The sequence below is a fragment of the Kitasatospora sp. NPDC094019 genome (assembly GCF_044764505.1).
GTDB lineage: Bacteria > Actinomycetota > Actinomycetes > Streptomycetales > Streptomycetaceae > Kitasatospora.
Map to the genome: position 1 here is coordinate 209,841 of NZ_JBIWIF010000006.1, position 26,450 is coordinate 236,290.

24 protein-coding genes are annotated in these 26,450 nt (G+C 71.3%); 11 read left to right on the forward strand and 13 right to left on the reverse strand.

The window, feature by feature from the left end:
• Positions 1–15: 15 nt before the first annotated feature.
• The 5 genes from ACIQ9P_RS15755 to rfbB all read right to left on the reverse strand — a co-directional run bounded on the left by ACIQ9P_RS15755 (position 16) and on the right by rfbB (position 5,188).
• Positions 16–1,527: a hypothetical protein gene (locus tag ACIQ9P_RS15755; protein ID WP_402355285.1), complete on the reverse strand. Its 1,512-nt coding sequence runs from the start codon at positions 1,525–1,527 to the stop codon at positions 16–18.
• Between the two features lie 149 nt (positions 1,528–1,676).
• A complete protein-coding gene (locus ACIQ9P_RS15760; RefSeq protein WP_402355287.1) occupies positions 1,677–2,078 on the reverse strand; it encodes a DUF2304 domain-containing protein in 402 nt (133 codons plus the stop codon).
• Positions 2,075–2,764: a glycosyltransferase family 2 protein gene (locus ACIQ9P_RS15765; RefSeq protein ID WP_266269911.1), complete on the reverse strand. Its 690-nt coding sequence runs from the start codon at positions 2,762–2,764 to the stop codon at positions 2,075–2,077. Before ACIQ9P_RS15765 ends, ACIQ9P_RS15760 begins: the two co-directional genes overlap by 4 nt.
• Positions 2,765–2,861: 97 nt before the next feature.
• The gene (locus tag ACIQ9P_RS15770) at positions 2,862–4,214 is read right to left on the reverse strand and encodes a lipopolysaccharide biosynthesis protein (protein ID WP_402355289.1); all 1,353 of its coding nucleotides are present in this window, start codon (positions 4,212–4,214) and stop codon (positions 2,862–2,864) included.
• Positions 4,211–5,188 carry a dTDP-glucose 4,6-dehydratase gene (gene rfbB, locus ACIQ9P_RS15775; RefSeq protein WP_402355291.1) on the reverse strand — a complete coding sequence of 326 codons (978 nt, stop codon included), beginning with the start codon at positions 5,186–5,188 and terminating at the stop codon, positions 4,211–4,213. The genes ACIQ9P_RS15770 and rfbB overlap by 4 nt, the downstream gene beginning before the upstream one ends.
• Before the next feature lie 118 nt (positions 5,189–5,306).
• Between rfbB and rfbA the strand changes: the two genes are divergently transcribed.
• From rfbA to ACIQ9P_RS15800, 5 genes are all read left to right on the forward strand, one after another.
• Positions 5,307–6,182, forward strand: a complete 876-nt coding sequence (rfbA, locus tag ACIQ9P_RS15780) for a glucose-1-phosphate thymidylyltransferase RfbA (protein ID WP_402355293.1) — start codon at positions 5,307–5,309, stop codon at positions 6,180–6,182.
• Positions 6,179–6,778 (forward strand): dTDP-4-dehydrorhamnose 3,5-epimerase family protein, encoded by a 600-nt coding sequence (locus ACIQ9P_RS15785; protein WP_402355295.1) that lies wholly within the window; start codon positions 6,179–6,181, stop codon positions 6,776–6,778. The genes rfbA and ACIQ9P_RS15785 overlap by 4 nt, the downstream gene beginning before the upstream one ends.
• 43 nt (positions 6,779–6,821) lie before the next feature.
• On the forward strand, positions 6,822–7,718 hold the full coding sequence (locus tag ACIQ9P_RS15790) for a glycosyltransferase family 2 protein (RefSeq protein ID WP_402355297.1): 897 nt from the start codon (positions 6,822–6,824) through the stop codon (positions 7,716–7,718).
• 85 nt (positions 7,719–7,803) lie between these two features.
• The gene (locus ACIQ9P_RS15795; protein WP_402355299.1) at positions 7,804–8,763 is read left to right on the forward strand and encodes an NAD-dependent epimerase/dehydratase family protein; all 960 of its coding nucleotides are present in this window, start codon (positions 7,804–7,806) and stop codon (positions 8,761–8,763) included.
• Between the two features lie 191 nt (positions 8,764–8,954).
• Positions 8,955–10,214, forward strand: a complete 1,260-nt coding sequence (locus ACIQ9P_RS15800; protein ID WP_402355301.1) for an acyltransferase family protein — start codon at positions 8,955–8,957, stop codon at positions 10,212–10,214.
• Positions 10,215–10,302: 88 nt separating this feature from the next.
• Here the strand turns inward: ACIQ9P_RS15800 and ACIQ9P_RS15805 are convergent, their stop codons facing one another.
• The 8 genes from ACIQ9P_RS15805 to ACIQ9P_RS15840 all read right to left on the reverse strand — a co-directional run bounded on the left by ACIQ9P_RS15805 (position 10,303) and on the right by ACIQ9P_RS15840 (position 19,988).
• Complete coding sequence (locus tag ACIQ9P_RS15805) at positions 10,303–10,740, reverse strand: GtrA family protein (RefSeq protein ID WP_402355303.1); 438 nt, start codon at positions 10,738–10,740, stop codon at positions 10,303–10,305.
• A 27-nt stretch (positions 10,741–10,767) separates the two neighbouring features.
• Positions 10,768–13,149 carry a hypothetical protein gene (locus ACIQ9P_RS15810; protein ID WP_402355305.1) on the reverse strand — a complete coding sequence of 794 codons (2,382 nt, stop codon included), beginning with the start codon at positions 13,147–13,149 and terminating at the stop codon, positions 10,768–10,770.
• Between the two features lie 36 nt (positions 13,150–13,185).
• Positions 13,186–14,166 (reverse strand): glycosyltransferase family 2 protein, encoded by a 981-nt coding sequence (locus tag ACIQ9P_RS15815; RefSeq protein WP_402355307.1) that lies wholly within the window; start codon positions 14,164–14,166, stop codon positions 13,186–13,188.
• A 405-nt stretch (positions 14,167–14,571) separates the two neighbouring features.
• Entirely contained in the window at positions 14,572–15,765 is a 1,194-nt protein-coding gene (tuf, locus tag ACIQ9P_RS15820; RefSeq protein WP_266269924.1) for an elongation factor Tu, read from the reverse strand.
• A gap of 200 nt (positions 15,766–15,965) precedes the next feature.
• Positions 15,966–18,071, reverse strand: coding sequence for an elongation factor G (fusA, locus tag ACIQ9P_RS15825; protein ID WP_402355309.1), 2,106 nt, complete (start codon positions 18,069–18,071; stop codon positions 15,966–15,968).
• 39 nt (positions 18,072–18,110) lie between these two features.
• Positions 18,111–18,581 (reverse strand): 30S ribosomal protein S7, encoded by a 471-nt coding sequence (rpsG, locus tag ACIQ9P_RS15830; protein WP_030393278.1) that lies wholly within the window; start codon positions 18,579–18,581, stop codon positions 18,111–18,113.
• A 2-nt stretch (positions 18,582–18,583) separates the two neighbouring features.
• Positions 18,584–18,955, reverse strand: coding sequence for a 30S ribosomal protein S12 (gene rpsL / locus ACIQ9P_RS15835; RefSeq protein WP_014144289.1), 372 nt, complete (start codon positions 18,953–18,955; stop codon positions 18,584–18,586).
• Positions 18,956–19,376: 421 nt separating this feature from the next.
• Positions 19,377–19,988: a DUF1707 and DUF4190 domain-containing protein gene (locus ACIQ9P_RS15840; protein ID WP_402355311.1), complete on the reverse strand. Its 612-nt coding sequence runs from the start codon at positions 19,986–19,988 to the stop codon at positions 19,377–19,379.
• A 291-nt stretch (positions 19,989–20,279) separates the two neighbouring features.
• Here ACIQ9P_RS15840 and ACIQ9P_RS15845 point away from each other — a divergent pair, with 291 nt between their 5' ends.
• From ACIQ9P_RS15845 to ACIQ9P_RS15870, 6 genes are all read left to right on the forward strand, one after another.
• Positions 20,280–21,089: an ABC transporter ATP-binding protein gene (locus ACIQ9P_RS15845; protein ID WP_402355313.1), complete on the forward strand. Its 810-nt coding sequence runs from the start codon at positions 20,280–20,282 to the stop codon at positions 21,087–21,089.
• Positions 21,086–22,750 (forward strand): transporter, encoded by a 1,665-nt coding sequence (locus tag ACIQ9P_RS15850; RefSeq protein ID WP_402355315.1) that lies wholly within the window; start codon positions 21,086–21,088, stop codon positions 22,748–22,750. The genes ACIQ9P_RS15845 and ACIQ9P_RS15850 overlap by 4 nt, the downstream gene beginning before the upstream one ends.
• A 130-nt stretch (positions 22,751–22,880) precedes the next feature.
• A complete protein-coding gene (locus ACIQ9P_RS15855; protein WP_402355317.1) occupies positions 22,881–23,621 on the forward strand; it encodes an SIR2 family NAD-dependent protein deacylase in 741 nt (246 codons plus the stop codon).
• A 210-nt stretch (positions 23,622–23,831) separates the two neighbouring features.
• Entirely contained in the window at positions 23,832–25,229 is a 1,398-nt protein-coding gene (locus tag ACIQ9P_RS15860; protein ID WP_402355319.1) for a methyl-accepting chemotaxis protein, read from the forward strand.
• Complete coding sequence (locus tag ACIQ9P_RS15865) at positions 25,226–25,744, forward strand: hypothetical protein (protein ID WP_402355321.1); 519 nt, start codon at positions 25,226–25,228, stop codon at positions 25,742–25,744. Before ACIQ9P_RS15860 ends, ACIQ9P_RS15865 begins: the two co-directional genes overlap by 4 nt.
• Before the next feature lie 34 nt (positions 25,745–25,778).
• Positions 25,779–26,438, forward strand: a complete 660-nt coding sequence (locus ACIQ9P_RS15870) for a VWA domain-containing protein (RefSeq protein WP_402355323.1) — start codon at positions 25,779–25,781, stop codon at positions 26,436–26,438.
• Positions 26,439–26,450: the final 12 nt, after the last annotated feature.

The following is a 26,450-nucleotide window of genomic DNA, read 5'->3' on the forward strand; positions in this document are numbered from 1 at the left end:
GGCCCGGTTCCGTGCCTATCTCCTGGCCCATGCCTCCCGCAACGGGGTGCACTTGCCCTCCGGGGCATAGCGCGGGCAGCCGCCGCCCGGCTGCTCCGTGGTCTGGGCGACCCAGGTCAATGTGCCCCAGGAGCCGTCCTGTCGGGGCATGAAACGGTCCACGGTCGCCGAGCCCGCCATCGAGAAGAAGAAGGCCAGCGCGCAGAGCACCGCTCCACTGGTCCGCAGCGCCGGGACCGGCCCCTTGCGCCCGCCTATCAGGGCGAGCGCCGACCGGCCGGTGAGCTTCTGGCTGAGCAGGTACCCGGCCATCCCGCACAGCACGATCGCGCAGTACAGCAGCTCCGCCGAGGTGCGCGGGTACAGCTGGACGAGCTGGTCCCGCTCCATGTGCGAGGCGAACCAGTACCGCAGCCCGAAGGTGCCGAGCATGCACAGACCGGCCACCTGGACCACCGGCAGGGTCGGCCCCAGCCAGAGGGCGACGCCGAGACCCGCGACGAGGAGCAGCGCGAACATCCCGACCCCGCCGAGCTCGCCCGGCAGCGGCCAGACCGCGGTCGCGAACTGGCCCGGCTGATCGCCCTGCCACATGACGAAGTAGGCCGGGTCGACGAATGTGTCGAAGTACATGTACGTGTCCGGCGTGCCCGCGCTGCCGAGCAGCCGGACCAGGTAGCTGCCGCTCAGGGCCAGGAAGACGGCCGCGGTGGTGCCGAGCATCGCGACCGCCCGCAGCAGCGGGGCGCGTCCCTCCTTGCCGAGCCTGAACAGCAGCAGGGCGAACGCGGCGAGCGCGCCGGGGGCCGACCAGACGAACCAGCCCGAGTACCAGAGGAACAGCACCGACAGACCGAGCCCGTACCCGGCACCGGTCAGCACCAGGGTGCGGGTGGACATCGCCCGCGCCCGCAGCAGTGCCGCCATCAACTTGGCGAGGACCGGGATCAGCATGATCAGGACGATGTCGACGTACGGCTTGGCCGCGTGGACGATCGGGAAGACCGAGACCACGCCGATCCCCAGCGACCAGAGCGGCGGCAGGAGCATCCGCCAGGCCAGGTAGGCCGCGGGCCCGGTGAGAGCGATCAGCACCAGGCCGAGCACCTTCAGGGCCGCGCCGGGCCGGTCCGGGTGGAAGAGCTCGGTCCACCAGGTCAGCAGGTGCGGGAAGAGCGGCGGGTACACGCCGGAGATCGGGCGGCCGTTCTGGATGTCCGTCACCCAGAGCTGGAGTTGGCCGGCGTCACCGAGCACGCCGTTCGGCGGCAGGGCGGTACCGCGCAGAGTGACCGCGACACCGCCCGCGTAGAGGCCGGTGGCCAGGCCGGCCAGCGAACAGCAGGCCAGGCGGAGGGCCAACGGACGGGACAACCGACGGCTGAACGCCCACCAGAGGAGTGCCAGTGCCACGAAGACCGCGATGAAACGGAGCTGCAGGCCGGCGAGGCCGCTGACCTGTCCCACCCGCTGCATCGGATTCACGTCGATCGACATGCAGAGCCGGGTGAACCCGAGTGCGACCACCGCACCGGCTCCGAGCTCCGCCCCCGCCAGGCACACCCTCCTGGGCAGGCGTATTCGAGGCCCGTCGGCCTGTACAGACATGACTACTGGTTCTCCAACCGACTTCTTGTGCGTTACGGATCCGTCGAACCCCCCGGGGATCCGGCGCTTCAGCGGGGCAGAACCTGCTCCGGGTCGACGCGCAGCGCCGCCTCGTCCGCGAAACGGTCGTCGTTGACCCGCTGGCCGTCGTTGACGGCCACGGTGCGGGCGAGATCGGTCAGCTTCTTCTCCAGCGAACGGAAGCGCATGAAGGTGTTCAGCGTCATGAAGGCCATCGCCACGACGAGCAGGTAGAGCACCAGGTCGGTGCCGCGGCCGACGCCGAGCTTGTTGGCCACCCAGGTGACGTCCTCGGGTCGCAGCACCGCGTACACGTTGGCGAGCACGAAGGCGAAGAACGCCATCCGCTTCCAGGCCCGGGTGTGCGCGGCGTCCCAGCGGCGGACGAAGGCGAGCACGAGTACGCCCGTGCCGACCATGAGCAGCAGCTGGATCCAGATGTACTTCACTTGCGGCCACGCTCCCTGAGCGAGATGTCGAAGAGGATGTTGACGCCGTTGATCAGCGACTGGCCCTTGGAACGGGAGTACTCGGTGTACAGGATGTCCACCGGCACCTCCATGACCCGCAGGTCCGAGGCGGCCAACATGGCCACGATCTCGGAGGCGTGGGCCATGCCGTTCATCGTGATGCGGAGCTGGGAAGCGGCCTTGCGGTTGATCACCCGCAGGCCGTTGTGCGAGTCCGTGAGGTTGAGCTTGCGCGCGGTGGGGCTGATCGTCGCGGCGGTCCGCAGGACCACGCGCTTGATCCACGGGACCTCACCGGTCTGCTCGATGAAGCGGGAGCCGAGCACGACATCGGCCTCATCGGCACGCAGCAGGGCGACCATCTTCTCGACGTCGGGGGTCTGGTGCTGCCCGTCCGCGTCGAAGGTGGCGAAGTACTTGGCACCGGGCTGCCGGAGCGCGTACTTGAAGCCGGTCTGGAGTGCCGCGCCCTGGCCGAGGTTGACCGGGTGCTGCACCAGGTGGGCCCCGGTCGTCATGATCGTCTCGGCCGAGTCGTCCGTGCTTCCGTCATCGATCACCACGATGTTCGGAAAGATCTTCCGGGCGTTCTCGATCACATCGGCGATGACGGTTCCCTCGTTGTAGGCGGGAATCACCAGCCACACGTCGTCATAGTCGGACATCAAGGCTCCATGCCGCAGCCGGCGGCCGCGAGTTTCAGGGTGCGAGGGGAAGCGGGGTGCGAGTGCCGGCATCGGCGCGCCGCCGTGCCGGAGGTCATCACAGCGAATCCACCATTGAGGGAGTGGTGAATTCGTCGGCCCGGGGCCGGACGTGCGGAGGTCGGCGCAGGAACGTGAGCCAGACTGCCGCGACCATGCACGCACACGCGGCCAACGAACCCATAGTGTAGGCGAGGCACACCCGGGTCGCCACGGCCCCAGGTACCAGAGTGGTCACGACCAATGCAACAGTTCCCAACGCCCAGCCGAGCAATTGGAGACGGTGGCGGTGCAGGACCAGCAGCGCCTGGCCGAGCACCATCGCGAGCATGTAGCAGAGAGTGCCCGCCGACATCAGCAGGAAGTCGAGCGAGCCGAGCACGTCGTCGGCCTTGAAGAGCACCTGGATCAGCCAGGGGCCCAGGATCGTGGCGGGGATGCCGCCCGCGACACCCAGCACCGTGACCACGCCGCAGGTGCGCACCAGCAGCTTCGAGAATCCGGCCCGGTCGCCGGCGGCGGCCGCGCTCGCGAGCCCGGCCAGCAGCGACGCCTGGAGCGAGCCGAAGACGAACAGCGGCACCCGGGCGAGCACCACCGCGTTCAGCAGGCCGGCGACCAGTGCGGCGTCGTCCGGCGCGAGCAGCTGGGTGGAGACCACCGCGGCGTTGACCACGACCTGCGAGAGCAGGGTGGACGCGACCAGCGGGGCCAGCCCCGAGCCCAGCTTGCCCCAGCCGATCACCGGACCGGCCTTGACGCCGGAACGCAGCGGCTTCACCGTGGCCAGCACGGCCACCAGCGGCGCGACGGTGAGGATCAGCGCGAAGGCCAGCGGTGAGCGGACGCCCGCCACCGCGCAACCCACGGCCAGCGCGATGCGCAACGCACCGTCCACGGCGAGCTGGGCGCCGTACGCGCCGAACCGGTTGAGGCCGGCCAGCACCCCGCGGCTGACGTTGCCGGCGGCCATCGCGGCGAAGGAGGCGGCGAGCGCCACGACCATGCTGCGACGGCCGTCGAAGAAGGTCTCCGCCAGTGGACGGGCGGCGACGGCCATGCCGACGACCAGCACCACCAGCACACCTGCGGTGATCACCAGGATCCGCCGGACGACCGGTCCGGCCCCCTGGCCGCCGACGACCCGGGCGGCCACGATCCGGGTCAGTTCCTGCTCGATCGGGAAGAAGAGTCCCAGCCCGACGGACATCAGGATCGTCCAGAGCAGCGACACCGAGGCCATCTGCGGCTTGTCCAGGCTGTAGCCGGCCGCCATGAGATGGATGTAGGAGGCGGCCCCGAGGAGCACCGTCCCCCCGATCACCAGCTGGGTGCCCGGGGGGAGGGCGCCGACGGCCTTGGCCAGCGCGGAACGGCGCTCAGGCGCCGTAGTGCCCTCGTCGTCGCTCACGACTGCTGCGCGGCCCTCACCTTGAGCGGCTCCCACCAGGCGCGGTTCTCGCGGTACCAGGCGATGGTCTCGGCGAGGCCGTCCTCGAAGCGGATCTGCGGCTCGTAGCCGAGCTCCTCGCGGATCTTGCTGATGTCGATCGAGTAGCGCAGGTCGTGGCCCTTGCGGTCCTCGACGTACTCGACCATCTCCCAGCCCACCCCGGCGGCCTCCAGCAGCAGCCCGGTGAGCTCCTTGTTGGTGGCCTCGGTGCCGCCGCCGATGTTGTAGACCTCGCCGGCGCGGCCCTTGCGCAGGGCGAGGTCGATGCCGCGGCAGTGGTCCGAGACGTGCAGCCAGTCCCGGACGTTGCCGCCGTCGCCGTACAGCGGGACCTTCTTGCCGTCGATCAGGTTGGTGGTGAAGAGCGGGATGACCTTCTCGGGGAACTGGTACGGCCCGTAGTTGTTGGAGCAGCGGGTGACCACGACGTCCATGCCGTGGGTCCGGTGGTAGGCCAGCGCCAGCAGGTCCGAGGCCGCCTTGGAGGAGGAGTACGGGGAGTTCGGCGAGAGCGGCCACTCCTCGGTCCAGGAACCCTCGGTGATGGAGCCGTAGACCTCGTCGGTGGAGACGTGGACGAAGCGGCCGACGCCGTGCTTGCGGGCCGCGTCGAGCAGCACCTGGGTGCCCACCACGTTGGTCATGACGAAGGGGCCGGCGCCCGCGATCGAGCGGTCCACGTGCGACTCGGCGGCGAAGTGCACCACCGCGTCGTGGCCGGGCATCGCCGCGTCGACGGCGTCGACGTCGCAGATGTCGCCGCGGACGAAGGAGTAGCCGGGGTGATCGGCCACCGGCGCGAGGTTCTCCTCGACGCCCGAGTAGGTCAGCTTGTCGAAAACAGTGACGCGAGCCGCGGGGTCCCCCGCCAGCAGCGCGCGCACGAACTGGGAACCGATGAATCCGGCGCCGCCGGTGACGAGGATGCGCATAATGCGGCTGAGTATAGTGCGCGCGCGCAGCGCTCATCGCACCAGGTGCCCCGGGCCCGGAAGGGCCCGGCACCGCCTGGTTGCCGCCCGGTTGCCCGGGCCACGTAAGGTGTGCGCCATGCGCGGCATTCTTCTTGCGGGCGGCACCGGTTCCCGCCTCTGGCCCCTGACCCGGGCCGTTTCCAAGCAGCTTCTCCCGGTCTTCGACAAGCCGATGATCTACTACCCGCTTTCCACGCTCATCATGGCGGGGATCCGCGAGATTCTGATCATCACCACTCCGCAGGACCGTGAGCAGTTCGAGCGGCTCCTCGGCGACGGCTCGCAGCTGGGCCTCGACCTGCAGTACGCCGTCCAGGAGCGGCCCGAGGGCATCGCCCAGGCGTTCGTCCTCGGCGCCGACTTCATCGGCGACGAGCCCGTCGCGCTGATCCTCGGCGACAACATCTTCCACGGCAGTGGTCTCGGCACCCGGCTCGCCCAGCGCACCGACCCCAAGGGCGGCATGGTGTTCGCCTACCCGGTCGCCGACCCGACGGCCTACGGCGTGGTCGAGTTCGACGAGGCCGGCCAGGTCATCTCGATCGAGGAGAAGCCGCAGACCCCCAAGTCCCGCTACGCGGTCCCGGGTCTGTACTTCTACGACAACCGCGTGGTGGAGATCGCCCGCACCATCACCCCGAGCGCCCGTGGCGAGCTGGAGATCACCGCCGTCAACGAGGCGTACCTGAACGACGGTGAGCTTCAGGTCACCGTCCTGGACCGCGGCACCGCCTGGCTCGACACCGGCACCTTCGTGTCGATGGTGCAGGCGTCGGAGTTCGTCCGGGTCATCGAGGAGCGCCAGGGTTTCAAGATCGGCTGCGTCGAGGAGGCCGCCTGGCGGGCCGGGTTCCTCACCTCCGAGCAGCTGCGGGAGCTCGCCGAGCCGCTGCTGAAGAGCGGCTACGGCCAGTACCTGGTGAACCTGCTCGACGAGGAGGCCGCGCGATGAAGTTCCGCGAGCTGTCCATCGAGGGCGCCTGGGAGGTCACGCCGCAGCAGCACGGCGACCCCCGCGGGCTGTTCATGGAGTGGTACCGCTTCGACCACCTCGCCGAGGTGGTCGGCCACCCGCTGCGGATGGCCCAGGGCAACCTCTCGGTGTCGGCCAAGGACGTGGTGCGCGGCATCCACTTCGCCGACGTCGCCCCGGGGCAGGCCAAGTACGTCAGCTGTGTGCGCGGCGCGGTGCTCGACGTCATCGTCGACCTGCGCGTGGGCTCCCCCACGTTCGGCCGCTGGGAGTTCGTCCGGCTCGACGACGTGGACCGCCGCTCGGTGTACATCTCCGAGGGCCTCGGCCACGGCTTCTGCGCGCTGACCGACGACGCCACGCTCTCCTACGTCTGCTCGGAGACGTACAACCCGACCGGCGAGCACGCGGTGCACCCGCTGGACCCGGACCTCGCGATCGACTGGCCGGCCGAGGTGCCGCAGCTGTCGGCCCGCGACGACGCCGCCCCGACCCTGGCCCAGGCCCTGGAGACCGGCCTGCTGCCGGACTACGAGGAGTGCCTGCGGTTCCGCCGGTCGCTCAGCGGCCAGTAGCCTTCCTGCCGTCCCCACTACCCCGGAACCTGGTGCGCCGCCCATGACAACTCTTGACATCATGCTGCCCTACTACGGCAACGTCGCGCTGATGCAGGCCGCCGTGCGCAGCATCCTGGCCCAGAGCGACCCCAACTGGCGGCTCACCGTGGTGGACGACGGCAAGGAGCCGGACGTCCCCGGCTGGTTCGCCCAGCTCGGGGACGACCGGGTCTCCTACCAGCGCAACGAGCAGAACCTCGGTGTGACGGGCAACTACCGGAAGTGCCTCGGCCTGGTGCGCGAGGAGAACTTCGTCATGATGGGCACCGACGACATCATGCTGCCCGAGTACGTCGCCACCGTCCGGAGCGTGCTCAAGGACAACCCGGACATCGGCATGGTCCAGCCGGGCGTCCAGGTCATCGACGGCAACGACAAGCCCACCGAGGGCCTCGCCGACCAGGCCAAGAAGCGCATCTACTCGCCGAAGGTCAACGGCCGCAAGCTGATGGGCGGCGAGGAGCTCGCGATCAGCCTGCTGCGCGGCAACTGGCTGTTCTTCCCGTCGATCTGCTGGCGCACCGAGGCGGTCCGCGCGGCCGGCTTCCGGGACAACCTGGAGGTCACCCAGGACCTCGCGCTGGTCATCGACCTGCTGCAGGCCGGGGAGCAGATGATGATCAGCGACACGACCTGCTTCCAGTACCGGCGGCACGCCGTCAGCATCTCCTCGGCGCAGGCTTCCTCCGGCATCCGTTTCGAGGAGGCCAACCGCTTCTTCCGCGACGTCGCCGACCGCCTGGACGCGCACGGCTGGCAGAACGCCGCCAAGGCTTCCCGGCTGCACCTGTCGTCCCGGATCCACGCGCTGACCATGCTCCCGGGCGCGGTCAAGGGCCGGAACGGCTCGGGCGCCAAGACCCTGCTGCGGCACGTCGCCGGCAACGACCGCTACTGAGCGGCCGCTCCACTCCCCCGCCGGGTCGACGCCCCCGACACCCCGGCGCCCCATCCGACCGAGACCGGAACCAGAGACCATGGCCGTGAGCAGCTCAGACCTTCCCCGCATCGCCGTCCTCGGCGGCACCGGCTTCATCGGGCGCACCATCCTGGGCGCCCTGGACGAGCGGGGCCACCACCTGCTCACCATCGCCCGCAAGGCGCCGGCCGAGCCGCTGCCCGGCGAGTTCGCCCGGCTGGACCTCACCGAGGACTCCCCCGCCGAGCTGGCCGCGCTGCTCGCCGAGCACCGGATCGACGTGGTCGTCAACGCGGCCGGCGGGATGTGGGGCCTGACCGACGAGCAGATGGTCGGCGCCAACGTCGGCATGGTGGGCCGGCTGCTGGAGGCGCTGCGGAGCATGCCCGCCGCCCCCCGCCTGGTGCACCTCGGCACGGTGCACGAGTACGGCCTCTGCCCGATCGGCGTGAGCCTGAGCGAGGACTCCGAGCCGAACCCGTCCATGGTCTACGGGCAGCTGAAGCTGCGGGCGACCCGGCTCATCGAGGACGCGGTGCGCACCGAGGGTCTGGACGCCGTGGTGCTCCGCCTGGGCAACGTGGTCGGCGCCCACCAGCCCGGACACAGCCTGCTCGGTGTGATGGCCGGCAAGCTCGTGGCCGCCCGGGACGCCGGCACCACCGCGGAGCTCGCGCTGCAGCCGCTCACGGCCCAGCGCGACTTCGTCGACCTGCAGGACACGGTGGACGCGATCATCGCCGCCGTCCCGAGCAACCCGGACTCCCCCGCCGTGCTCAACATCGGCCTCGGCAAGGCGAGTTCGGCGCGCGAGCTGGTCGAGCTGCTGATCGGGGCCAGTGGCGTCCCGGTCGAGATCACCGAGGTCCCGGCGCCCGACGGCACCGGCCCGGAGACCGAGTGGCAGCAGCTCGATGTCACCGCCGCCGGCAAGGCCCTCGGCTGGCAGCCCCGTCGCAGCCTGAGCGCGGCGGTCACCGAACTGTGGCGGGCCGCCTCGGCCGGCGCCGGTTCCGCACGCTAACGATTCGATCAGCACACATGATGACCATCGGCGGGCGTCGGTAGGATCCGAGCAGGACCCGACCGGGCCTGTGCACCAGGCCGTCGCCTGGGCACCACTTCCAGGAAAGCATGATTCCTTCGATGTCTCGCAGGCTCTCCTCGTCGGGTACACCCCGGTCCCGCGGTAACCGACCCGGCGGGTGGCTGTCCGTGCTGCCCGGTCGGCGCGGGACCCTCGCCGAGCTGTACTCGGGCCGGGCCAACAGCTTCGGCCTGCTGCGACTGCTGCTCGCCTCGGCTGTGGTCGTCTCGCACATGTACCCCATCGCCTGGGGGCACCTCGACCCGCTCTGGATCAAGAGCGGGCAGCAGACCGACGTCGGCAAGATGGCGGTCATCGGGTTCTTCGTGCTGTCCGGCTTCATGATCAGCGCCAGTGGCGCCCGGTCGACCATCGGGCGCTACTCCTGGCACCGCGCGCTGCGCATCCTGCCCGGCCTGTGGGGCTCGCTGCTGGTCTCCGCCCTGGTGATCGTCCCGCTGCTGTGGCACTGGCAGCACGGGACCTTCGACGGGTACTGGAACCACCCCGAGGGTCCGGTGAACTACCTGAAGGGCACCTGGAACACCTCGATCAGCACCGGCTGGGACATCTCCGGGGTGATCCACGGTGGCATCGCCAAGGGCACGAACTTCGACATCGGCGTCAACGGCGCCCTGTGGTCGCTGAAGTACGAGATCCTCTGCTACATCATCATCGGGCTGATGGGCGCCGGAGGCGTGCTCCAGCGCGCCCGCAAGTTCGTACCGCTGCTGGCGCTGGGTCTGTGGGTGCTCATCCTGCGCGACTGGGTGAACATGCCCACCCTGCGCGGCATCCCGGGCGAGATGAACTCCGTCGTCTATGTGCCGTTCCTGGGCGCGATGTCGATGCACTTCATCATCCACCTGGTCTTCATCTTCATGATCGGCGCGACCTTCCAGCTCTACCGCGACCGGCTCGTCATCCACGACGGCCTGGCCGTGATCAGCGCGGTCGTGCTCGGCCTCAGCCTGTGGGTCGGCGGCCTGTTCGTCTTCGGCTACCCGGCCTTCGCCTACCTGCTGCTGTGGCTGGCCATCCGGCTGCCGAGCCCGTTCCAGAAGATCGGCCGCAAGCGCGACTACTCGTACGGCATCTACATCTACGGCTTCACCGTCGAGCAGGCCCTCGCCATGCTGGGCTACGCCAAGCACGGCAAGCCGGTGTACCTGGCCCTCGCCATGGCCGGCACCGTGGTGCTGTCCGCGCTCTCCTGGCATCTGCTGGAGTCGCCGCTGATGAAGGCCAAGAACTGGACGCCGTGGCCGGTGCGCCGGCTCAAGGAGCGCGCGGCCGCCCGGGCCGCCGCGACCGATCCGCTGCTCGCTCCGGCGCCGGAACAGACGCCGGAGCAGGCGGCCGGGAAGCCGCCCAGGGTCTCCGCCTGACGCCCGTTCCGCCTGAGCCCCGTACCGAAACGCGCGGCGCCCGTCCGGTCCCTCCGGACGGGCGCCGCGCGTTTCGGTACGGCCGGGCTCAGCGGCCGCGGAACACCCAGACCTTCATCAGCAGGAACCGGACCACCGTGGCCAGGCCGTTGGCGGCGACCAGTCCTGCCACCTCGACCGCGCGCGAGGCGTCCGGCGCCACGAGGTCCAACAGCGCCAGGACGCCGGCGCTGAGCCCCAGGCCGATCAGGAACGCCACGGCGCCCTGGAGCTGGTGGCGCACCGCGCCCTCGGAGCCGGTGATCCCGAAGGTGAACCGCCGGTTCGCCGCGGTGTTGGCGACCGCGCTGACCGCCAGCGCCAGCAGATTGGCCGCCTGCGGATCGGTGAACCGCCGCGCCAGCACGAACAGCCCCAGGTAGAAGAGGGTGCTGAGGACACCGATCACCAGGAACGAGGGCAGTTGCCGGCGCACCGGCCGCCCGTCCGCCCGCGGCCGCCCGCTCCTGTCGTCCGTCGAAAGCATCGCGGGGTACCCGTCCGTTCCGTCCGCTCAGGGGAGCCGGTACGCGGCAACCCGTCCGTTGTCGAAGACCGGCTCGGCGAATTCCCGCAGCCGGGGCGATTCGGCGCCCGCCTTCCGGTCGACCACCAGGAACCGCACCCGGTGCTCCTGCCGCAACCGCTCGATCAGCTCTGCGGTAGGACGGTACACCGCGTCCTCGTTGAGTCCGAACAGGCGCTGGTCCCAGAACGGCTCCCGGGCGACCACCCCGCCACCCGAGCGGGCCACCAGCCGCGGCGCGTAGGCCCAGCCCTCCACCAGCACGGACCGCTCGGAGTAGGCGCTGAGCCACTGCGACCGGTGGTTGTCGCACTCGGGGCCGTAGGCGTGGTCGTCGAACTGCCAGCAGTGCGAGTTGGTGGCGAGGACGTCCGCGGGCCGGCTGTGGGACCGGACCCAGCGGGCCGCCTCGATCTGCCGCCCGGACAACGCCCAGGCGAAGTCCCAGCCGTACTCCCGGCCCTGGAGCACGTCCAGCGGCAGCGCCGGCAGCCCCACCGCGCAGAGACCGGTGATCAGCACCACCCCGCCGGTGCCGCGCAGCGCCGGGCGCACCCGGCCGGCACCCCGCCAGAGCAGCAGGCCGAGGACGGCCGCGGCCGCGACCACCAGCGCGGCGGCCAGCATCGGCAGCAGCGGCCAGTGGGCGCGGCTCCCGGCGTCCCCGCCCAGCAGGCGGACCGAGAATTCGGCCCAGCGGTCCGAGAACCCGTGGATCAGCCAGGTGAGGACGGCGCCCGCCAGCACCGCCCCGGCCACCAGCGCCGCCACGGCCCGGCGCGGCAACGCGGCCCGTTCGGCCAGCTCGCACCAGCCCCAGGCGGAGAGCAGCGCGGCGAAGGGCGCCGAGGCGATGGTGAAGTAGCTCGCGTTGAAGCCGCCGATCAGCAGATAGGCCGCCGGTCCGGCGAGCGCCGCCCCGAGCAGGAACCACTGCACCGGCTCCAGGCGCATCCGCCGCCGCCACAGCAGCGGCACCGCGCCCAGCAGCCGCAACTGGTGGTTGAGCGCGAACGCGGCCAGCGTCGCCAGCGCGACCGCCGCCCGGACCGGGGCCGGGCCCGGCCGGGTGTCGGCCCAGTACTTCCGGACGTTCCCGAACAGGCCGAGCTGCAGCCCGTAACTCTGGAAGTCGAAGACCAGCGCGGTGGCGAACAACTGCGCCCCGACCAGGATCGCGCCGGTCGCCAGCACCGCCCGGGGGATCCTCCGGGTGGTGACGGCGAGAGCGAGGCCGGCCACCGCCAGCCCGCCCAGGGTGACCGGCAGGGTGCTGGCCTTGGCCGCGCTGGAGGCCACCGCGAACAGACCCACCAGGACCAGGACACCGCGCCCGAGCGGCGGCACCGCCCGCCGGTCGGAGTCGGCGCCGTACCCGCGCAGCACCTCGCCGACCGCGGCGGCCAGGGCGATCAGCAGCGGCTGGCTGTAGGCGAGCGAGAGGCTCGCCCAGGACAGCAGCCCCACGGCGGGCGCGCCGAACAGCCAGGAGTCGATGAAGTTGGGGTAGGCCGCCGTGAACTCGCCGACCCCCATGAACAGCGCGACCGCCAGCGGCCCGGCCCAGAGCCGGCCGCTCAGCCGGTGTGCGGCCGCCACGAGGGTGAGCACGGTGAGCACGCTCAGCGTCGGCACCATCAGCCGCATCGCGACCACCGGCAGGTCGATGCCGCCGACCACGGAGGACATCGCCATGTGGGCGAAGGTGAACCAGTGGTAGTGCAGCGGTTCCCCGGCCGCCTGCGGGAAGGTCGGCGGCATCTGGTACTTCGCGTTCCCGGCGAGCGAGATCATGTACGGGAGGTCCCCGTAGACCCGGCTCGGCTCCCCCGTCGGCAGGATCGGGAAGCGGGCCAGGAAGACCTCGCCGAAGTAGACCGCGGTCAGCGCGACCAGGCCCGCGACCGTCCAGGACCAGCTCAGCGGCGGTCGCGTGTACCCGCGCGGCCGCCAGTGCCGGCGCAGGCCGGGCACCAGGGCGAACGGGAGGACCACGGCGAGCGGCCAGAGCACGGCCAGCGACTGGAGGCCGAGCCGGACGACCACGCCCCAGGCGGCGAGCTCCAGCACCAGACCGGTGACGGCCCCCAGCGCGAGGTCCTCGACCAGGGTGTGCGGGCGGCGGCGCAGGGCGCGGAACACCAGCGTGCCGGGAAGGAGCACGGACCACAGCGCGTAGCCGGCGTAGCGGGCGACGTCCTCGGGCCGGGTGCCGCAGACCAGCAGGACCGCCAGGACCGCGGTCAGGGCGGCCGCGGTCGGCAGCAGCCGTACCGCGCGGACCCGGCCGGTCACCGGCGCCGAGCCACCGGCCCGTTCGTCCGCGGTCCCCGCGCCGCGGTCCGACCCGGTCGTCCGGTAGGCGTCCACGTCCTGTCTCCTCGCACGCTCCGGGCCGCCGGCACGCTAGCGGACACAGTCGGACAGTTTCTCCGCCCCCGCTCCGGTGCTCTCCTCGGCCGAGTCGTAGCCGACGAAGTAGGCGGGCCTGGCCTGGACCGCCGAGTAGATCCGGCCGACGTACTCGCCGAGCAGACCCACGCAGATCAGTTGGACGGCGCCGATGAACAGCATTCCGATGAACAACGACGACCACCCCGGGACGGTGTTGCCGACCGCGTGTTCGATCGCGGTGTAGGCACCCAGTACCAGGCAGATCAGGAAGCTGAACAGGCCGAGCCAGGTGGCCAGCCGCAGCGGGGCCGCGGAGAAGTTCGTCACGCTGTCGAGTGCCAGTCGGACCATCTTGCCCAACGGATAGTGCGTCGCCCCGGCGACACGCTCCTCGCGGACGTAGACCACCTCGCCGCTGGGGAAGCCCAGCCACGGCACCAGCAGCCGGTAGACCGGCTGGTGCTCGGGCAGGGCCTTGAGCGCGTCCACCGCCGCGCGGCTGAGGAGCCGGTAGTCGCCGGCCTGGTTCGGCATCCGCTTGCCGACGAGCTTGCGCATCAGCCAGTAGTAGCCGCCGGCCGTGCGCCGCTTGAAGAAACTGTCCGTGCCGCGGTCGCCGCGCACGCCGTAGACGATGTCGAGGCTCCGCTCGCGGGCGAGCTCCAGCATCTCGGGGATCTTCTCCGGCGGGTCCTGGAGGTCCGCGTCGATGCTCACCACGAAGTCGCCGAACGCCCGGTGCAGCCCGGCCTTGAGCGCCGCCTGGTGACCGGAGTTGCGGGAGAAGCGGACGATCCGGAACTCGGGCCAGTCCTGGCGGATCTTCTGCATCAGCAGCGGCGTGGCGTCGGTGCTCCCGTCGTCGACGCCGACCACCTCGTAGCCGACCCCCAGCCCGTCGAGGATCGGGCGCAGTCGCTCGACCGTCAGCGGCAGCGCCTCCTGCTCGTTGTAGATCGGCATGACTACCGACAACTCGGGCGCCGTCGTCATGAGTTGATCCCGCTTTCCGCTGGTGGGGTCGATCGCCGCCGACAATAGCAGCCAGTGATGATGCCCTGATGAGACGCGCTGGGCGCCGCCCGGCCCGCCGGGCGCACGACCCCGGGTACGCCGACGGGGCGCCGCCCGGGAAGGGCGGCGCCCCGTGCGCCGGACAGTGGGTGACCCGCCACCGCGGGCCGGTCCGACCGGGTGCCGGGAAACCACGTTCCCACGAGTGGTCCCGGACGTCGCCGGGCTTGACGCCCGCGCCGCGCCGGGACGGGCACCGGCTCCGCTCCGGCGTCGTACCGCGATCCCGGTGACGGTTCCCGGCACAAAGACAGAGGGCTTGGTGAGGATCCGAGGATCCTCACCAAGCCCATCCTGACCAGGGGTCAAGAGTCAGAGCATCAATTACTTGATGATCTTGGTGACCTGGCCGGCGCCGACGGTCCGACCACCCTCACGGATGGCGAACTTCAGGCCCTCCTCCATGGCGATCGGCTGGATCAGCGCGACCGTCATGCCGGTGTTGTCGCCCGGCATGACCATCTCGGTGCCCTCGGGGAGGGTCACGACGCCGGTCACGTCCGTGGTACGGAAGTAGAACTGCGGGCGGTAGTTGTTGAAGAACGGGGTGTGGCGGCCACCCTCGTCCTTCGACAGGATGTACGACTGGGCCTCGAAGTCGGTGTGCGGCGTGACCGAACCCGGCTTGATGATGACCTGGCCGCGCTCGACGTCCTCGCGCTTGATGCCACGGAGCAGCAGACCGACGTTCTCACCGGCCTGGCCCTCGTCGAGCAGCTTGCGGAACATCTCGATGCCGGTGACCGTGGTGGTGGTCTTCTCGGTCTTGATGCCGATGATGTCGACGGTCTCGTTGACCTTGAGGATGCCACGCTCGATACGACCGGTGACGACGGTGCCACGACCGGTGATCGTGAAGACGTCCTCGATCGGCATCAGGAACGGCTGGTCCACGGCGCGGGCCGGGGTGGGGATGCTCTCGTCGACGGCGTGCATCAGGCCGAGGAGCTTCTGGCCCCACTCGGCGTCGCCCTCGAGGGCCTTCAGCGCGGAGACGCGGACGACCGGCAGGTCGTCGCCCGGGAACTCGTACTCGGAGAGCAGCTCGCGGACCTCGAGCTCGACGAGCTCCAGGATCTCCTCGTCGTCCACCATGTCGGACTTGTTCAGCGCGACGACGATGTAGGGGACGCCGACCTGGCGGGCCAGGAGGACGTGCTCCTTGGTCTGCGGCATCGGGCCGTCGGTGGCGGCGACCACCAGGATGGCGCCGTCCATCTGCGCGGCACCGGTGATCATGTTCTTGATGTAGTCCGCGTGACCCGGGCAGTCGACGTGGGCGTAGTGACGCGCCTCGGTCTGGTACTCGACGTGCGCGATGGAGATGGTGATACCGCGCTGCCGCTCCTCCGGCGCCTTGTCGATCTGGTCGAACGGCGTGAAGGGGTTGATGTCCGGGTACGCGTCGTGCAGCACCTTGGTGATGGCCGCGGTCAGCGTGGTCTTACCGTGGTCGATGTGACCAATGGTGCCGATGTTGACGTGGGGCTTCGTCCGCTCGAACTTCGCCTTCGCCACTGAGTCCTCCTGAGGACAGTTCTGTACGCCGTAGTGACGTCAGTTGGTCTTTGATCGGGTTGTTGGTGCGGGTTGTCCGGAGGACACCCCGTCCCGTCCCGCGGGTTGGGGGCCGGAGGCCCGGGAGGATCCGGTGCCGGATCCTCCCGAGTTGCCTCCTAATAGCCTAAGGGTTCGTTATCGTCCCGAATGTCGGGACGTCACTCGCCCTTGGCCTTGGCGATGATGTCGTCCGCCACGTTCTTCGGAACCTCGGCGTACGAGTCGAACTGCATCGAGTAGCTCGCGCGACCGGAGGTCTTGCTGCGCAGGTCACCGACGTAGCCGAACATCTCGGAGAGCGGCACCAGCGCCGTGACGACGCGGGCGCCGTGACGCTCGTCCATGGACCGGATCTGGCCACGGCGAGAGTTGATGTCGCCGATCACGTCGCCCATGTAGTCCTCGGGCGTGGTGACCTCGACGGCCATCATCGGCTCCAGGAGGACCGGCTTGGCCTTCCTGGCGCCTTCCTTGAACGCCATCGAACCGGCGATCTTGAAGGCGAGCTCGGACGAGTCGACGTCGTGCGCCGCACCGTCGAGGAGCTTCACGCGAACGCCCTGGAGCGGGTAGCCGGCGAGGATGCCGAACTCCATGGCCTCCTGGCAACCGGCGTCGACCGACGGGATGTACTCCCGCGGCACGCGGCCACCCGTGACCTGGTTGACGAACTCGTAGCCCTCGGCCTGCTCGAGCGGCTCGATCGCGATCTGCACCTTGGCGAACTGACCGGAACCACCGGTCTGCTTCTTGTGGGTGTAGTCGATGCGCTCGACGGCCTGACGGATCGTCTCGCGGTACGCGACCTGCGGCTTGCCGACGTTGGCCTCGACCTTGAACTCACGGCGCATACGGTCGACGAGCACCTCGAGGTGCAGCTCGCCCATACCCGCGATGATGGTCTGGCCGGTCTCCTCGTCCGTGTTGACCTGGAAGGACGGGTCCTCCTCGGCGAGACGCTGGATGGCAACGCCCAGCTTCTCCTGGTCACCCTTGGACTTGGGCTCGATCGCGACGCGGATGACCGGGGCCGGGAAGTCCATGGACTCCAGGATGACCGGGTTCTTCTCGTCGGACAGCGTCTCACCGGTGGTGGTCTGCTTCAGGCCCATGACGGCGATGATGTCGCCGGCGCCCACCGACTCGATCTCCTCACGCTTGTTCGCGTGCATGCGGTAGATCTTGCCGATGCGCTCCTTCTTGCCCTTGACGGCGTTCAGCACCGAGGTGCCGGACTCCAGGCGGCCCGAGTAGACCCGGACGAAGGTGAGCTTGCCGAGGTGCGGGTCCGACATGATCTTGAACGCGAGGGCGGCGAGCGGCTCGTCGTCCGACGCCTTGCGGGAGATCTTGACGGTGTCGTCGCCCGGCTTGGTGCCCTCGATGGACTCGATGTCCAGCGGGGACGGCAGGTACTTGACGACGGCGTCGAGCAGGGGCTGGACGCCCTTGTTCTTGAACGCGGTACCACAGAAGATCGGGGTGAAGTCCGAGTTCAGGGTGCCCTTGCGGATCGCGTCCTGAAGCAGCTCGACCGGGATGTCCTCGCCCTCGAGGGCGAGCTCCATGATCTCGTCGCTGACGTTCGAGACGGTGTCGATCAGCTGCTCGCGGTACTCGTCCGCCTGCTCCTGCAGCTCGGCCGGGATGTCGACGATGTCGTACATCTCGCCCTTGGCCGCCTCGGCGGACCAGACCAGCGCCTTCATGCGGACCAGGTCCACAACGCCGGCGAAGTCGCCCTCGGCGCCGATCGGCAGCTGCATGACCAGCGGGGTCGCGCTGAGGCGGTCCACGATGGTCTTGACGCAGAAGAAGAAGTTGGCGCCCGTGCGGTCCAGCTTGTTGATGAAGCAGATGCGCGGAACGCCGTAGCGGTCGGCCTGCCGCCACACGGTCTCGGACTGGGGCTCGACACCGGCGACACCGTCGAACACCGTCACGGCACCGTCGAGGACGCGCAGCGAACGCTCCACCTCGACGGTGAAGTCGACGTGGCCCGGGGTGTCGATGATGTTGATGGTGTGGTCGGCATCGTCGACGGTCCAGTGACAGGTCGTCGCGGCCGACGTGATCGTGATGCCGCGCTCCTGCTCCTGCTCCATCCAGTCCATGGTGGCAGCGCCATCGTGGACCTCACCGATCTTGTACGACACACCGGTGTAGAACAGGATCCGCTCGGTGGTGGTGGTCTTGCCCGCGTCGATGTGCGCCATGATCCCGATGTTGCGGACCTTGGCGAGGTCAAGGGAGGTTGCAGCCATGGTGGCTCGTTCTCTCTCTGTCTAGTGACGGGGTACGGACTACCAGCGGTAGTGCGCGAACGCCTTGTTGGACTCGGCCATCTTGTGGGTGTCCTCGCGACGCTTCACGGAAGCGCCCAGGCCGTTGCTGGCGTCGAGGATCTCGTTCATCAGGCGCTCGGTCATGGTCTTCTCACGACGGGCGCGCGAGTAGCCGACCATCCAGCGCAGCGCCAGGGTGCTGGCGCGGCCCGGGCGGACCTCGACCGGAACCTGGTAGGTCGCGCCACCGACACGGCGGGACTTGACCTCGAGGGCGGGCTTGACGTTCTCCAGCGCGCGCTTCAGGGTGACGACCGGGTCGGCGCCGCTCTTCTCGCGAACGCCCTCGAGGGCGCCGTAGACGATCCGCTCGGCGGTGGAGCGCTTGCCGTGCAGCAGGATCTTGTTGACCAGCTGGGTGACGACAGGGGAGCCGTAGACCGGGTCGATGATGACCGGGCGCTTCGGGGCGGGGCCCTTACGAGGCATTCTTACTTCTCCTTCTTGGCGCCGTAGCGGCTGCGAGCCTGCTTGCGGTTCTTGACACCCTGGGTGTCGAGCGAACCGCGGATGATCTTGTAGCGGACACCAGGAAGGTCCTTCACACGACCACCGCGCACCAGCACGATGGAGTGCTCCTGCAGGTTGTGGCCCTCGCCCGGGATGTAAGCGGTGACCTCGATCCCGCTGGTGAGGCGCACACGGGCGACCTTACGAAGGGCCGAGTTCGGCTTCTTCGGGGTGGTCGTGTACACACGCGTGCAGACCCCACGGCGCTGCGGGGAACCCTTCAGCGCGGGAGTCTTGTTCTTCTCGACCTTGTCCTGCCGGCCCTTTCGGACCAGCTGCTGGATCGTAGGCACCGTTTCTCCGTTTTCTGTGTGCCAAGGCTTGGTGGAACTAACCTGCGGTGTCTCCCTCACACACGGCCCCGTGGTCGACCCACGCGGTCGGGTGTGTTGGGTTTTTTCCGGCACGGAATCCCGTGGGCTGATGTACAGCGACGGCGCTCTACGCGCGGCGCGCCCTGAAAGGCGCTCCGGCTCGGCGCGGCGACCGGTGTGCATGCACGCACAAGGACCCGGGGACACCCCAGGCACAAGGTCAGAGCGTACCTAGCGCATCGGGCTCGGTCAAAACAAATGGAACATCGCAGGTCGTGGCCTTCGGCCCGATGCCGCCGGGCCGGCCGCGCGCGACCGCCCGGCGCCGAAGTGTCCCTCTGTCCGCTTTACCACATCCGCCGGGGCAGTGCCAAGGGAAGCACCCGGCGGACGGCTCCGCTCAGCCGCCGGTGGCCACGACCGCGAACATCAGCAGGGTCCAGAAGAAGCACTCCACGTAACCGAGGACCAGACCGAAGGTGGCCATCCCGTCGCCGTCCTCGTTGCGCCGGGGGATCTGGTTCTTGGCGATGTGGCCGGCCACCACCGCCGGCAGGCCCATGCCGAGCAGGCTGAGCACCAGGGAGGCCACGGCCGCCCCGTTGGTCGGCCGCGGCGGCGGCATCATGACCGGCGGCGGCAGGAAGGTCGCCGGCACCGGCATCATCATCTGCGGGGCCGTCATCTGCGGGGCGACCATCGGCCCGGCCGGCAGGTCGGCGACCAGCCGGGCCAGCTGGCCGTAGGTCTGCGCGCCGCTGGCCGCCTCGAAGCGCTCGCCGTACTCGGCGGCGCTGAGCCGGCCCTCGGCGAACGCGGCCTTCAGCACGTCCACCGTGCGCTCGCGGTCCGCGGTCGCCGCCCGCATCGCCGACTGCGGCATCGCGGCCTGCGGCATCGCGACCTGCGGCACGGGGGCCGGAGGCATCGCGGGGTAGGGCATCGCGGGCGGACCCGGAACCGGCGGCCGGGCCGCCCCGAACTCCTGCTCACCCCACGGCTGAACGGCCATCCGCCACCTCCCGGTACCCCCGCGCGACCACGGAGTCCCCCCGTTCGTCGGACTCTCATAGTGCAGGACGAACGGGGGTCCCGAGTAGTTGCCGATTCTCCCGATCCCGCGCGCCCGGGGCTCCGCCCGCCGCGGCCCGCCGCGACGTTCATCCGTTTGGCCCCGACACACCCGGGGCATCGCAACAGGAGACAGGCCGGTCCGGGCGGTGGCAGGCTGTCGCCGAGCGCGTTTCGATCATGGAACGACCACCGGTTCCCGACCGGTCCGACCCCAGCAGAGAGATCCGCCATGCAGGCATCGGCGCCGCCGCCGTCCCCCGACCCGACCGCCCCCGTGGCCTCGGCCGTCTCCATCCAGGGCCTGTGGAAGCATTTCGGGAGCCAGGCCGCCGTCGCCGGGCTCGGGCTGGAGCTGCCGACCGGGGCGTTCATCGGACTGGTCGGCCCGAACGGCGCCGGCAAGACCACCACCCTGTCGATGGTCACCGGCCTGCTCCGGCCCGACCAGGGGACCGTGCTCGTCCACGGCGCCGACGTCTGGGCCGACCCGGTCACCGCCAAGGCCCGGATCGGCATCCTGCCCGAGGGCCTGCGCATGTTCGAACGGCTCAGTGGCCGCGAGCTGCTCCAGTACAACGGCCGGCTGCGCGGACTGCCGGGCGCCGAGGTCGACCGCCGCGCCGAGGAGCTGCTCGCCGTCCTCGACCTCGCCGACCACGCCGACAAACTGGTCGCCGACTACTCCACCGGCATGCGCAAGAAGATCGGCCTCGCCGCCGCCCTGCTGCACAACCCGGACGTGCTCTTCCTCGACGAGCCGTTCGAGGGCGTCGACCCGGTCTCCGCCCAGACCATCCGCGGCGTGCTCAAGCGCTACGCGGCGGCCGGCTCCACCGTCGTCTTCTCCAGCCACGTGATGGAGCTCGTCGAACAGCTCTGCGACTGGGTCGCCGTCATCAGCGCCGGCCGGGTGATCGCCCAGGGCCCCCTGGACACCGTCCGCGGCGGCCGCAGCCTGCACGAGGCGTTCCTGGACCTGATCGGCGTCCGCGAGGACGACGGCCACTCCCTCGGCTGGCTCGGCGGGGGCGAGCGGTGAGCTCCTCCCCCGCCCCGCTGCCGGTGACCGCCCCGCTCCCGGCACCGGGGATCCCCGACGACCGGACGGTCGTCCGCACCCTGGTCTCGCTCAAGCTCCGACTGCTGCGCAACGGGCTGCGCCGCAGCCGCGGCCGCGCCGCCCTCTACCTGATCGGCGCCGTCGTCGGCCTGCTCCTCGCGACCGGCGTCGCCCTGCTGCTGACGATCCTCCACGACCACGTCGAGCACGGCGCCGCCGGTGACGCGGGCGTCGTGCTGGCCGGAGCGCTCACCCTCGGCTGGGCCGCGATCCCGCTGTTCCTCTTCTCCAGCGACGAGAGCGCCGACCCCACCCGGCTCACCATGCTGCCGCTGCGGCCCGGACCGCTGCTGCGCGGCTCGGCACTGGCCGCGCTGCTCGGCCCCGGACCGCTGATCAGCCTGGTGCTGCTCACCGGCGCCGCCCTGTCCGGCGCGCACGGCGCCGCCTCGGCGGTGGCCGGCGCGGTCGGGGTGCCGCTCGCGGTGCTCACCGTGGTGACGCTCTCCCGCGCGGTCGCCGCCGGCAACGCCCGGCTGCTCTCCAGTCGGCGCGGCAAGGACTTCGCCGTCTTCGGCGGCCTCCTCTTCGCGCTGCTGGTGCAGATCGCCAACGTCGGCTCGCAGAGCGTCTTCGGCAAGGCCGGCGAGAACGGCGCCGACCTCGGCCCGCTGGCCCCGGTCGCCGCCGTGCTGCGCTGGGTCCCGCCCGTCGGCGCCGTCGACGCGGCCCGCACCGCGGGCGAGGGCCGGTGGCCGCTCGCGCTGCTCCAGCTCGCCGCGACCGCCGCGCTGCTGGCCCTGCTGCTGCGCTGGTGGCGCGCCAGCCTGCAGCAGCTGATGGTCACCGCCGACGCCTCGACGGTGGAGGTCGTCCGCGGCGTCCAGCGGGCGCGACGCGGCCCTCGCTTCCTGCCGGAGGGCCGGACCGGCGCGGTGATGCAGCGCCACCTGCGCTACGCCTGGCGCGAGCCGCGGGCCAAGGCCGCCGTCTTCACCAGCATCGGGATGACGCTGGTGATCTGCGTGCTGTCGATCGTCCAGGGCTGGTCGACGGTCTACCTGGTGGCGATGACCGGGATGTTCCTCGGGCTGCAGATGCTCAACCTGTTCGGCATGGACGGCTCCGCGTTCTGGATGGTCGCGGCCACCCTGCTCACCCCGGCCGACGCCCGGGACGAGCTGCGCGGGCGGGCGTTCGCCGTCCTCTCCTACGCCGTGCCGGTCACCCTGGTGCTCGCCCTGGTGCTGGCCGCCGCCACCGGCGACTGGTCCGGACTGCCGGCCGCCGTCGGCCTCGCGTTCGCCCTGCTGGGCAGCGGCCTCGCGATCGGCGCCGTGCTCAGCGTGCTCGCGCCGTACACCATGCCCGCCGACAACAGCCCGATGCGCAACGCCGCCCCGGGCCAGGGCGGGCTGGTGATGCTGAACAGCTTCGGTTCGATGTTCGGCAGCGCCGCCCTCGCCGCCCCGGTCGTCGGCTACCTGGTCTGGGCGCTCGCCACCGGCGCCGTCACCTGGCCGCTGCTGCTCGCCGGCCCCCTCTACGGCGCCGCCGTCGCCACCCTCGGGCTGCGGCTCGCGGCCGGCCGCCTGCTGGAGCGCCTCCCGGAGATCCTCGCCAAGGCCGTCGAACGCTGACACCCACCACCGGGGCGCCGGGCCGCGGAATCCGCCGCGGCCCGGCCGCCCGGTGTCCCGGCCGCGCGGTGCTCCCCGGCGGGCGGATTCTCGGTGGCGGGCCGTCGGCGGGGACCGTAGCGTCCCGGGCATGAACGCCGAGCACCCGCTGATCGCCGTGCTGACCGGCGCCGGGATCTCCACCGACTCCGGCATCCCCGACCACCGCGGCCCGAACGGCCTGTGGCAGCGCGACCCGGGCGCGCAGCGGCTGGTCACCGTCGGCCCGTACCTGTCCGATCCGGAGGTCCGCCGCGAGGCGTGGCGGATGCGGGCCGCGGGCGGCGCGCTCACCGCCGAGCCGAACGCCGGGCACCGGGCGCTGGTGGCGCTGGAGCGGTCCGGGCTGCCGGTGCGGATCCTCACCCAGAACGTCGACGGCCTGCACCAGCGGGCCGGGCAGACCCCGCGCAAGGTGCTCGAACTCCACGGCACCGCACGGGAGACGACGTGCGTGGACTGCCGAGCGACCGGCCCGATGGAGCGGGCCCTGGAGCGGGTCGCGGCGGGCGAGCCGGATCCGGCCTGCCTGGCCTGCGGCGGGATCCTGCGCCCGCGCACCGTGATGTTCGGCGAGCAACTGGACGGCGCGCTGCTCCGGCAGGCGGCGGCGATCAGCGCGGCCTGCGAGCTGTTCATCGCCGTCGGCACCAGCCTGAAGGTCCACCCGGTGGCGGCGCTGCCGTACGAGGCGGTGCGGGCCGGCGCCCGGCTGATCGTGGTGAACGGCGAGCCGACACCGCTCGACGAGGCCGCCGAGGAGGTCGTCCGCGAGCCGATCTCGACCGCCCTGCCGGCCCTCGTGGAACGGCTGACCGCCCGCCGCGGCTGACCGCCCGCGCACGCCCGGCGCGACCGGCGAGAACGGCCGCGATCTTCCGAACTGCCAAGTCCCGGCGGCCTGTTCTGCGCTACGCTGCCGCGCGGAGCGGCGTGGTCGGTTTCCGGCCACGGGGGGAGGCCGCGCGGGCGGGGCACGCCCGCGCGCCGTACCGGGGCACGGGCGTGCCCGCTCCGCGGCGGCGCGTACGAAGGAGCCCTCATGACCTCAGGTCCGCTGCTGGACCGCACCGCGCTCGGGGGCGAACTGCGGGAACTGGCCGACCGGCCCGGGCTGGCACACCGCCGGGAGGAGCTCCGCGCACTGGCCCTGGCGCTCTCCGGGACCGGCGACGGCGACCTGGACCGCTGGGCGGAACTCGACCTGGTGCACAGCTTCGTCCGGCCGGAGAGCGTGCGGGCCGCGGTCCGGCCCCGGCCCGCCCCGAGGTTCTGGGCCTGGACCGAAGTGGCCCTCGGCGGGCTCGTGTTCGCCCCCCTGCTGGTCACCTGGGCCGGGCTGATGCAGGCCAGCAGCGCCTACCGGGCGCTGATCGGCGCGGACGCCCGGCAGGCCGCGCGGCCGTTCCTCCAGCTCTGGCAGACCGGCTTCGAGGGCCGGTTGCCCGACTGGGCCGGCTTCGGGGACGTCGCGCTGTCCGCGACCCTGTTCATCGCGCTGCTGCTGGCGCTGTCCGTCGCGCACGGCCTGCGCCGGGCGGGCGCCGAGCGCCGGGAGGCCGCGGCGGAGACCGAGGCGGAGGACCTGCTGGCGGAGCTGGCGCCGCTGCTCACCCGGGCCCAGCTGGTGCTGAACGAACGCCGCCGCTCGACACCGCAGCGCTTCACGGCCGAGCTCACCGGCGCGGCGGAGACCCTGGAACGGCTCGTCCGGCAGGCCGCCGACACCCAGCGCGGCCTGGGTGACGCGGCGCTGGCCGTCGAGCGCTCGGTCGCCGGGGCCGAGCAGCGACTGGCCGAGGCGGGCGAGGCGGTGGACCCGCTGCGCCGGGCCGTCGACGGCGTGGAGAAGGCGGTCGACGGCATCGGCCGGGCCGTCGACGGCGTCGGCCGGGCGGTGAAGGACAGCGGGGACCGGCTCGCCGAGACCGTCCGGGACGGCGCGGCGGCCACCGACAACCTGGTCCACCGCAGCGGCCGGCAGGCCGCCGACGCGGCCGACCTGGTCCGGCAGGCCACCGACCGGGTCGGCACCGGACTCATGGACGCCGGGGAGCGGGTGGAGGACGCGGTGCGGGACCTCGCGGTCGCCCAGCGCGGCTTCACCACCGGCGCGGAGACCGTCGCGGACGTGGGCGGGCAGGTGCTGGAGCGGCTCGACGGCCTGGCCCGGGAGGTGGTGGCGCTGGCGGACCGGGTGGCCGCCGCGGCCTCGGCGGCCACCGCCGCGGCGGCCCGGCCGGACGCGGCGGCCGACCGGCGGGGCGACGGGTCCCCGGGGATCGTCATGGTGAAGACCTCGTCCGGCCCCGGCCCCGACGAGGGCGCCGCCCGCTCCCGGGACACCGCCGCCCAGACCGCTCCGGGCACGGTCGGCGGCCTGGACGACCGGACGCTGCTGGAACTGGACGAGGTGCCGGTGCACGGGCAGGGCCGATGAGGGGCCGGTTCCGGACCGCGCGCCCCGGCCTCCGCGCCACCCACCTGGTCGGCTGGCTGTTCGCCGACATGCTGCTGGTGCTCGCCCTGGTCGCGATGGGCGACCAGGGCGACCAAGTGGCCGCCGAACGGGCCACCGCGACGCCCACCGCCACCCCGGACCCGAGCGCCACCGCGAGCGCCGCCCCGCTCCCCGCCCCCACCCCGACCGGGCCGCGCGGGGTCGAGCACGACCCGGTCACCGTCGACGTGACCGGGGACTCCTCGGACGCGGCGGGCCTGGCCGCGCAGATCCGCGCCGCCACCGAGCCGTACGCCGGACGGCAGGCCGCCGTGGTCCTCACCTTCGGCAGCAACCGCGACCCCGGCGTCGGCCAGTCCTACGCCCACACCGTCAACGGCCTGCTCGCGCAGGCCCGTCCGGAGATGTTCCGGGGCACCACCGCCCGGGACTTCATCTCGCTCGCGGACAACCCCCGGCACGCCTCGCTGGAGATCTACTTCTACACCGGCTGACCGCCGGCGCCCCGCCGACCGAAGGAGAAGTGCAGTGCAGATCCTCCCGTTCTACGCCGTCTGCGACGAGTCATCGTCCATGACCCCGCACATCGACACCCTCAACGACGCCCTGGTCAGCCTCCACCAGGAGATCAGCACCAACCCGACCGTCGCCGACAAGACCCGGTTCGGGCTGATCGGTTTCTCCACCGACGCCCACGAGTTGCAGCCGCTCGCCGACCTGAGCGACCTGGAGGAGCTGCCGGCCCTGGCCGCGTCCGGACTGACGTCCTTCCGCCGGGTCTTCGAGCTGCTCCGCCGGGGGATCGACCGGGACGTGCGGGAACTGAAGGCGGAGGGCCACGACGTCTACCGCCCGGTGGTCTTCTTCCTCTCCGACGGCGAGCCGACCGACTCCGACTGGGAGCAGCCCTACCAGGACCTGCTCGCCGCCGCGTTCCGGCCGCACATCATCGCCTTCGGCATCGGCGAGGCCGACCGGGCGGTGATCGCGCGGGTCGCGACCTTCAAGGCTTTCATGCAGAAGGACGGGGACGCCGATGTGGCGCCCGCGCTGCGGGAGTTCGCGGCCAGCCTGACCCGGTCGATCGTGCGCTCGGTGAGCGGGGCGAACGCCGCCGGCACCGGGATGAGCCTCCAGGTCGACGACCAGCTGTCCGGCTTCACCACCGTCTCGCTCGACAAGCTCTGAGCCGGGCCGCCG

Coding starts and splice junctions, on each gene's coding strand:
- rfbB (WP_402355291.1), bottom strand. CDS start 5,188: ATGCGCATCCTCGTCACCGGCGGCGCCGGATTCATCGGTTCCCAGTTC.
- ACIQ9P_RS15790 (WP_402355297.1), top strand. CDS start 6,822: ATGACAACTCTTGACATCATGCTGCCCTACTACGGCAACGTCGCGCTG.
- fusA (WP_402355309.1), bottom strand. CDS start 18,071: ATGGCTGCAACCTCCCTTGACCTCGCCAAGGTCCGCAACATCGGGATC.
- ACIQ9P_RS15860 (WP_402355319.1), top strand. CDS start 23,832: ATGACCTCAGGTCCGCTGCTGGACCGCACCGCGCTCGGGGGCGAACTG.
- rpsG (WP_030393278.1), bottom strand. CDS start 18,581: ATGCCTCGTAAGGGCCCCGCCCCGAAGCGCCCGGTCATCATCGACCCG.
- rfbA (WP_402355293.1), top strand. CDS start 5,307: ATGCGCGGCATTCTTCTTGCGGGCGGCACCGGTTCCCGCCTCTGGCCC.
- ACIQ9P_RS15865 (WP_402355321.1), top strand. CDS start 25,226: ATGAGGGGCCGGTTCCGGACCGCGCGCCCCGGCCTCCGCGCCACCCAC.
- ACIQ9P_RS15845 (WP_402355313.1), top strand. CDS start 20,280: ATGCAGGCATCGGCGCCGCCGCCGTCCCCCGACCCGACCGCCCCCGTG.
- ACIQ9P_RS15765 (WP_266269911.1), bottom strand. CDS start 2,764: ATGTCCGACTATGACGACGTGTGGCTGGTGATTCCCGCCTACAACGAG.
- ACIQ9P_RS15840 (WP_402355311.1), bottom strand. CDS start 19,988: ATGGCCGTTCAGCCGTGGGGTGAGCAGGAGTTCGGGGCGGCCCGGCCG.
- ACIQ9P_RS15785 (WP_402355295.1), top strand. CDS start 6,179: ATGAAGTTCCGCGAGCTGTCCATCGAGGGCGCCTGGGAGGTCACGCCG.
- ACIQ9P_RS15815 (WP_402355307.1), bottom strand. CDS start 14,166: ATGACGACGGCGCCCGAGTTGTCGGTAGTCATGCCGATCTACAACGAG.
- ACIQ9P_RS15855 (WP_402355317.1), top strand. CDS start 22,881: ATGAACGCCGAGCACCCGCTGATCGCCGTGCTGACCGGCGCCGGGATC.
- ACIQ9P_RS15805 (WP_402355303.1), bottom strand. CDS start 10,740: ATGCTTTCGACGGACGACAGGAGCGGGCGGCCGCGGGCGGACGGGCGG.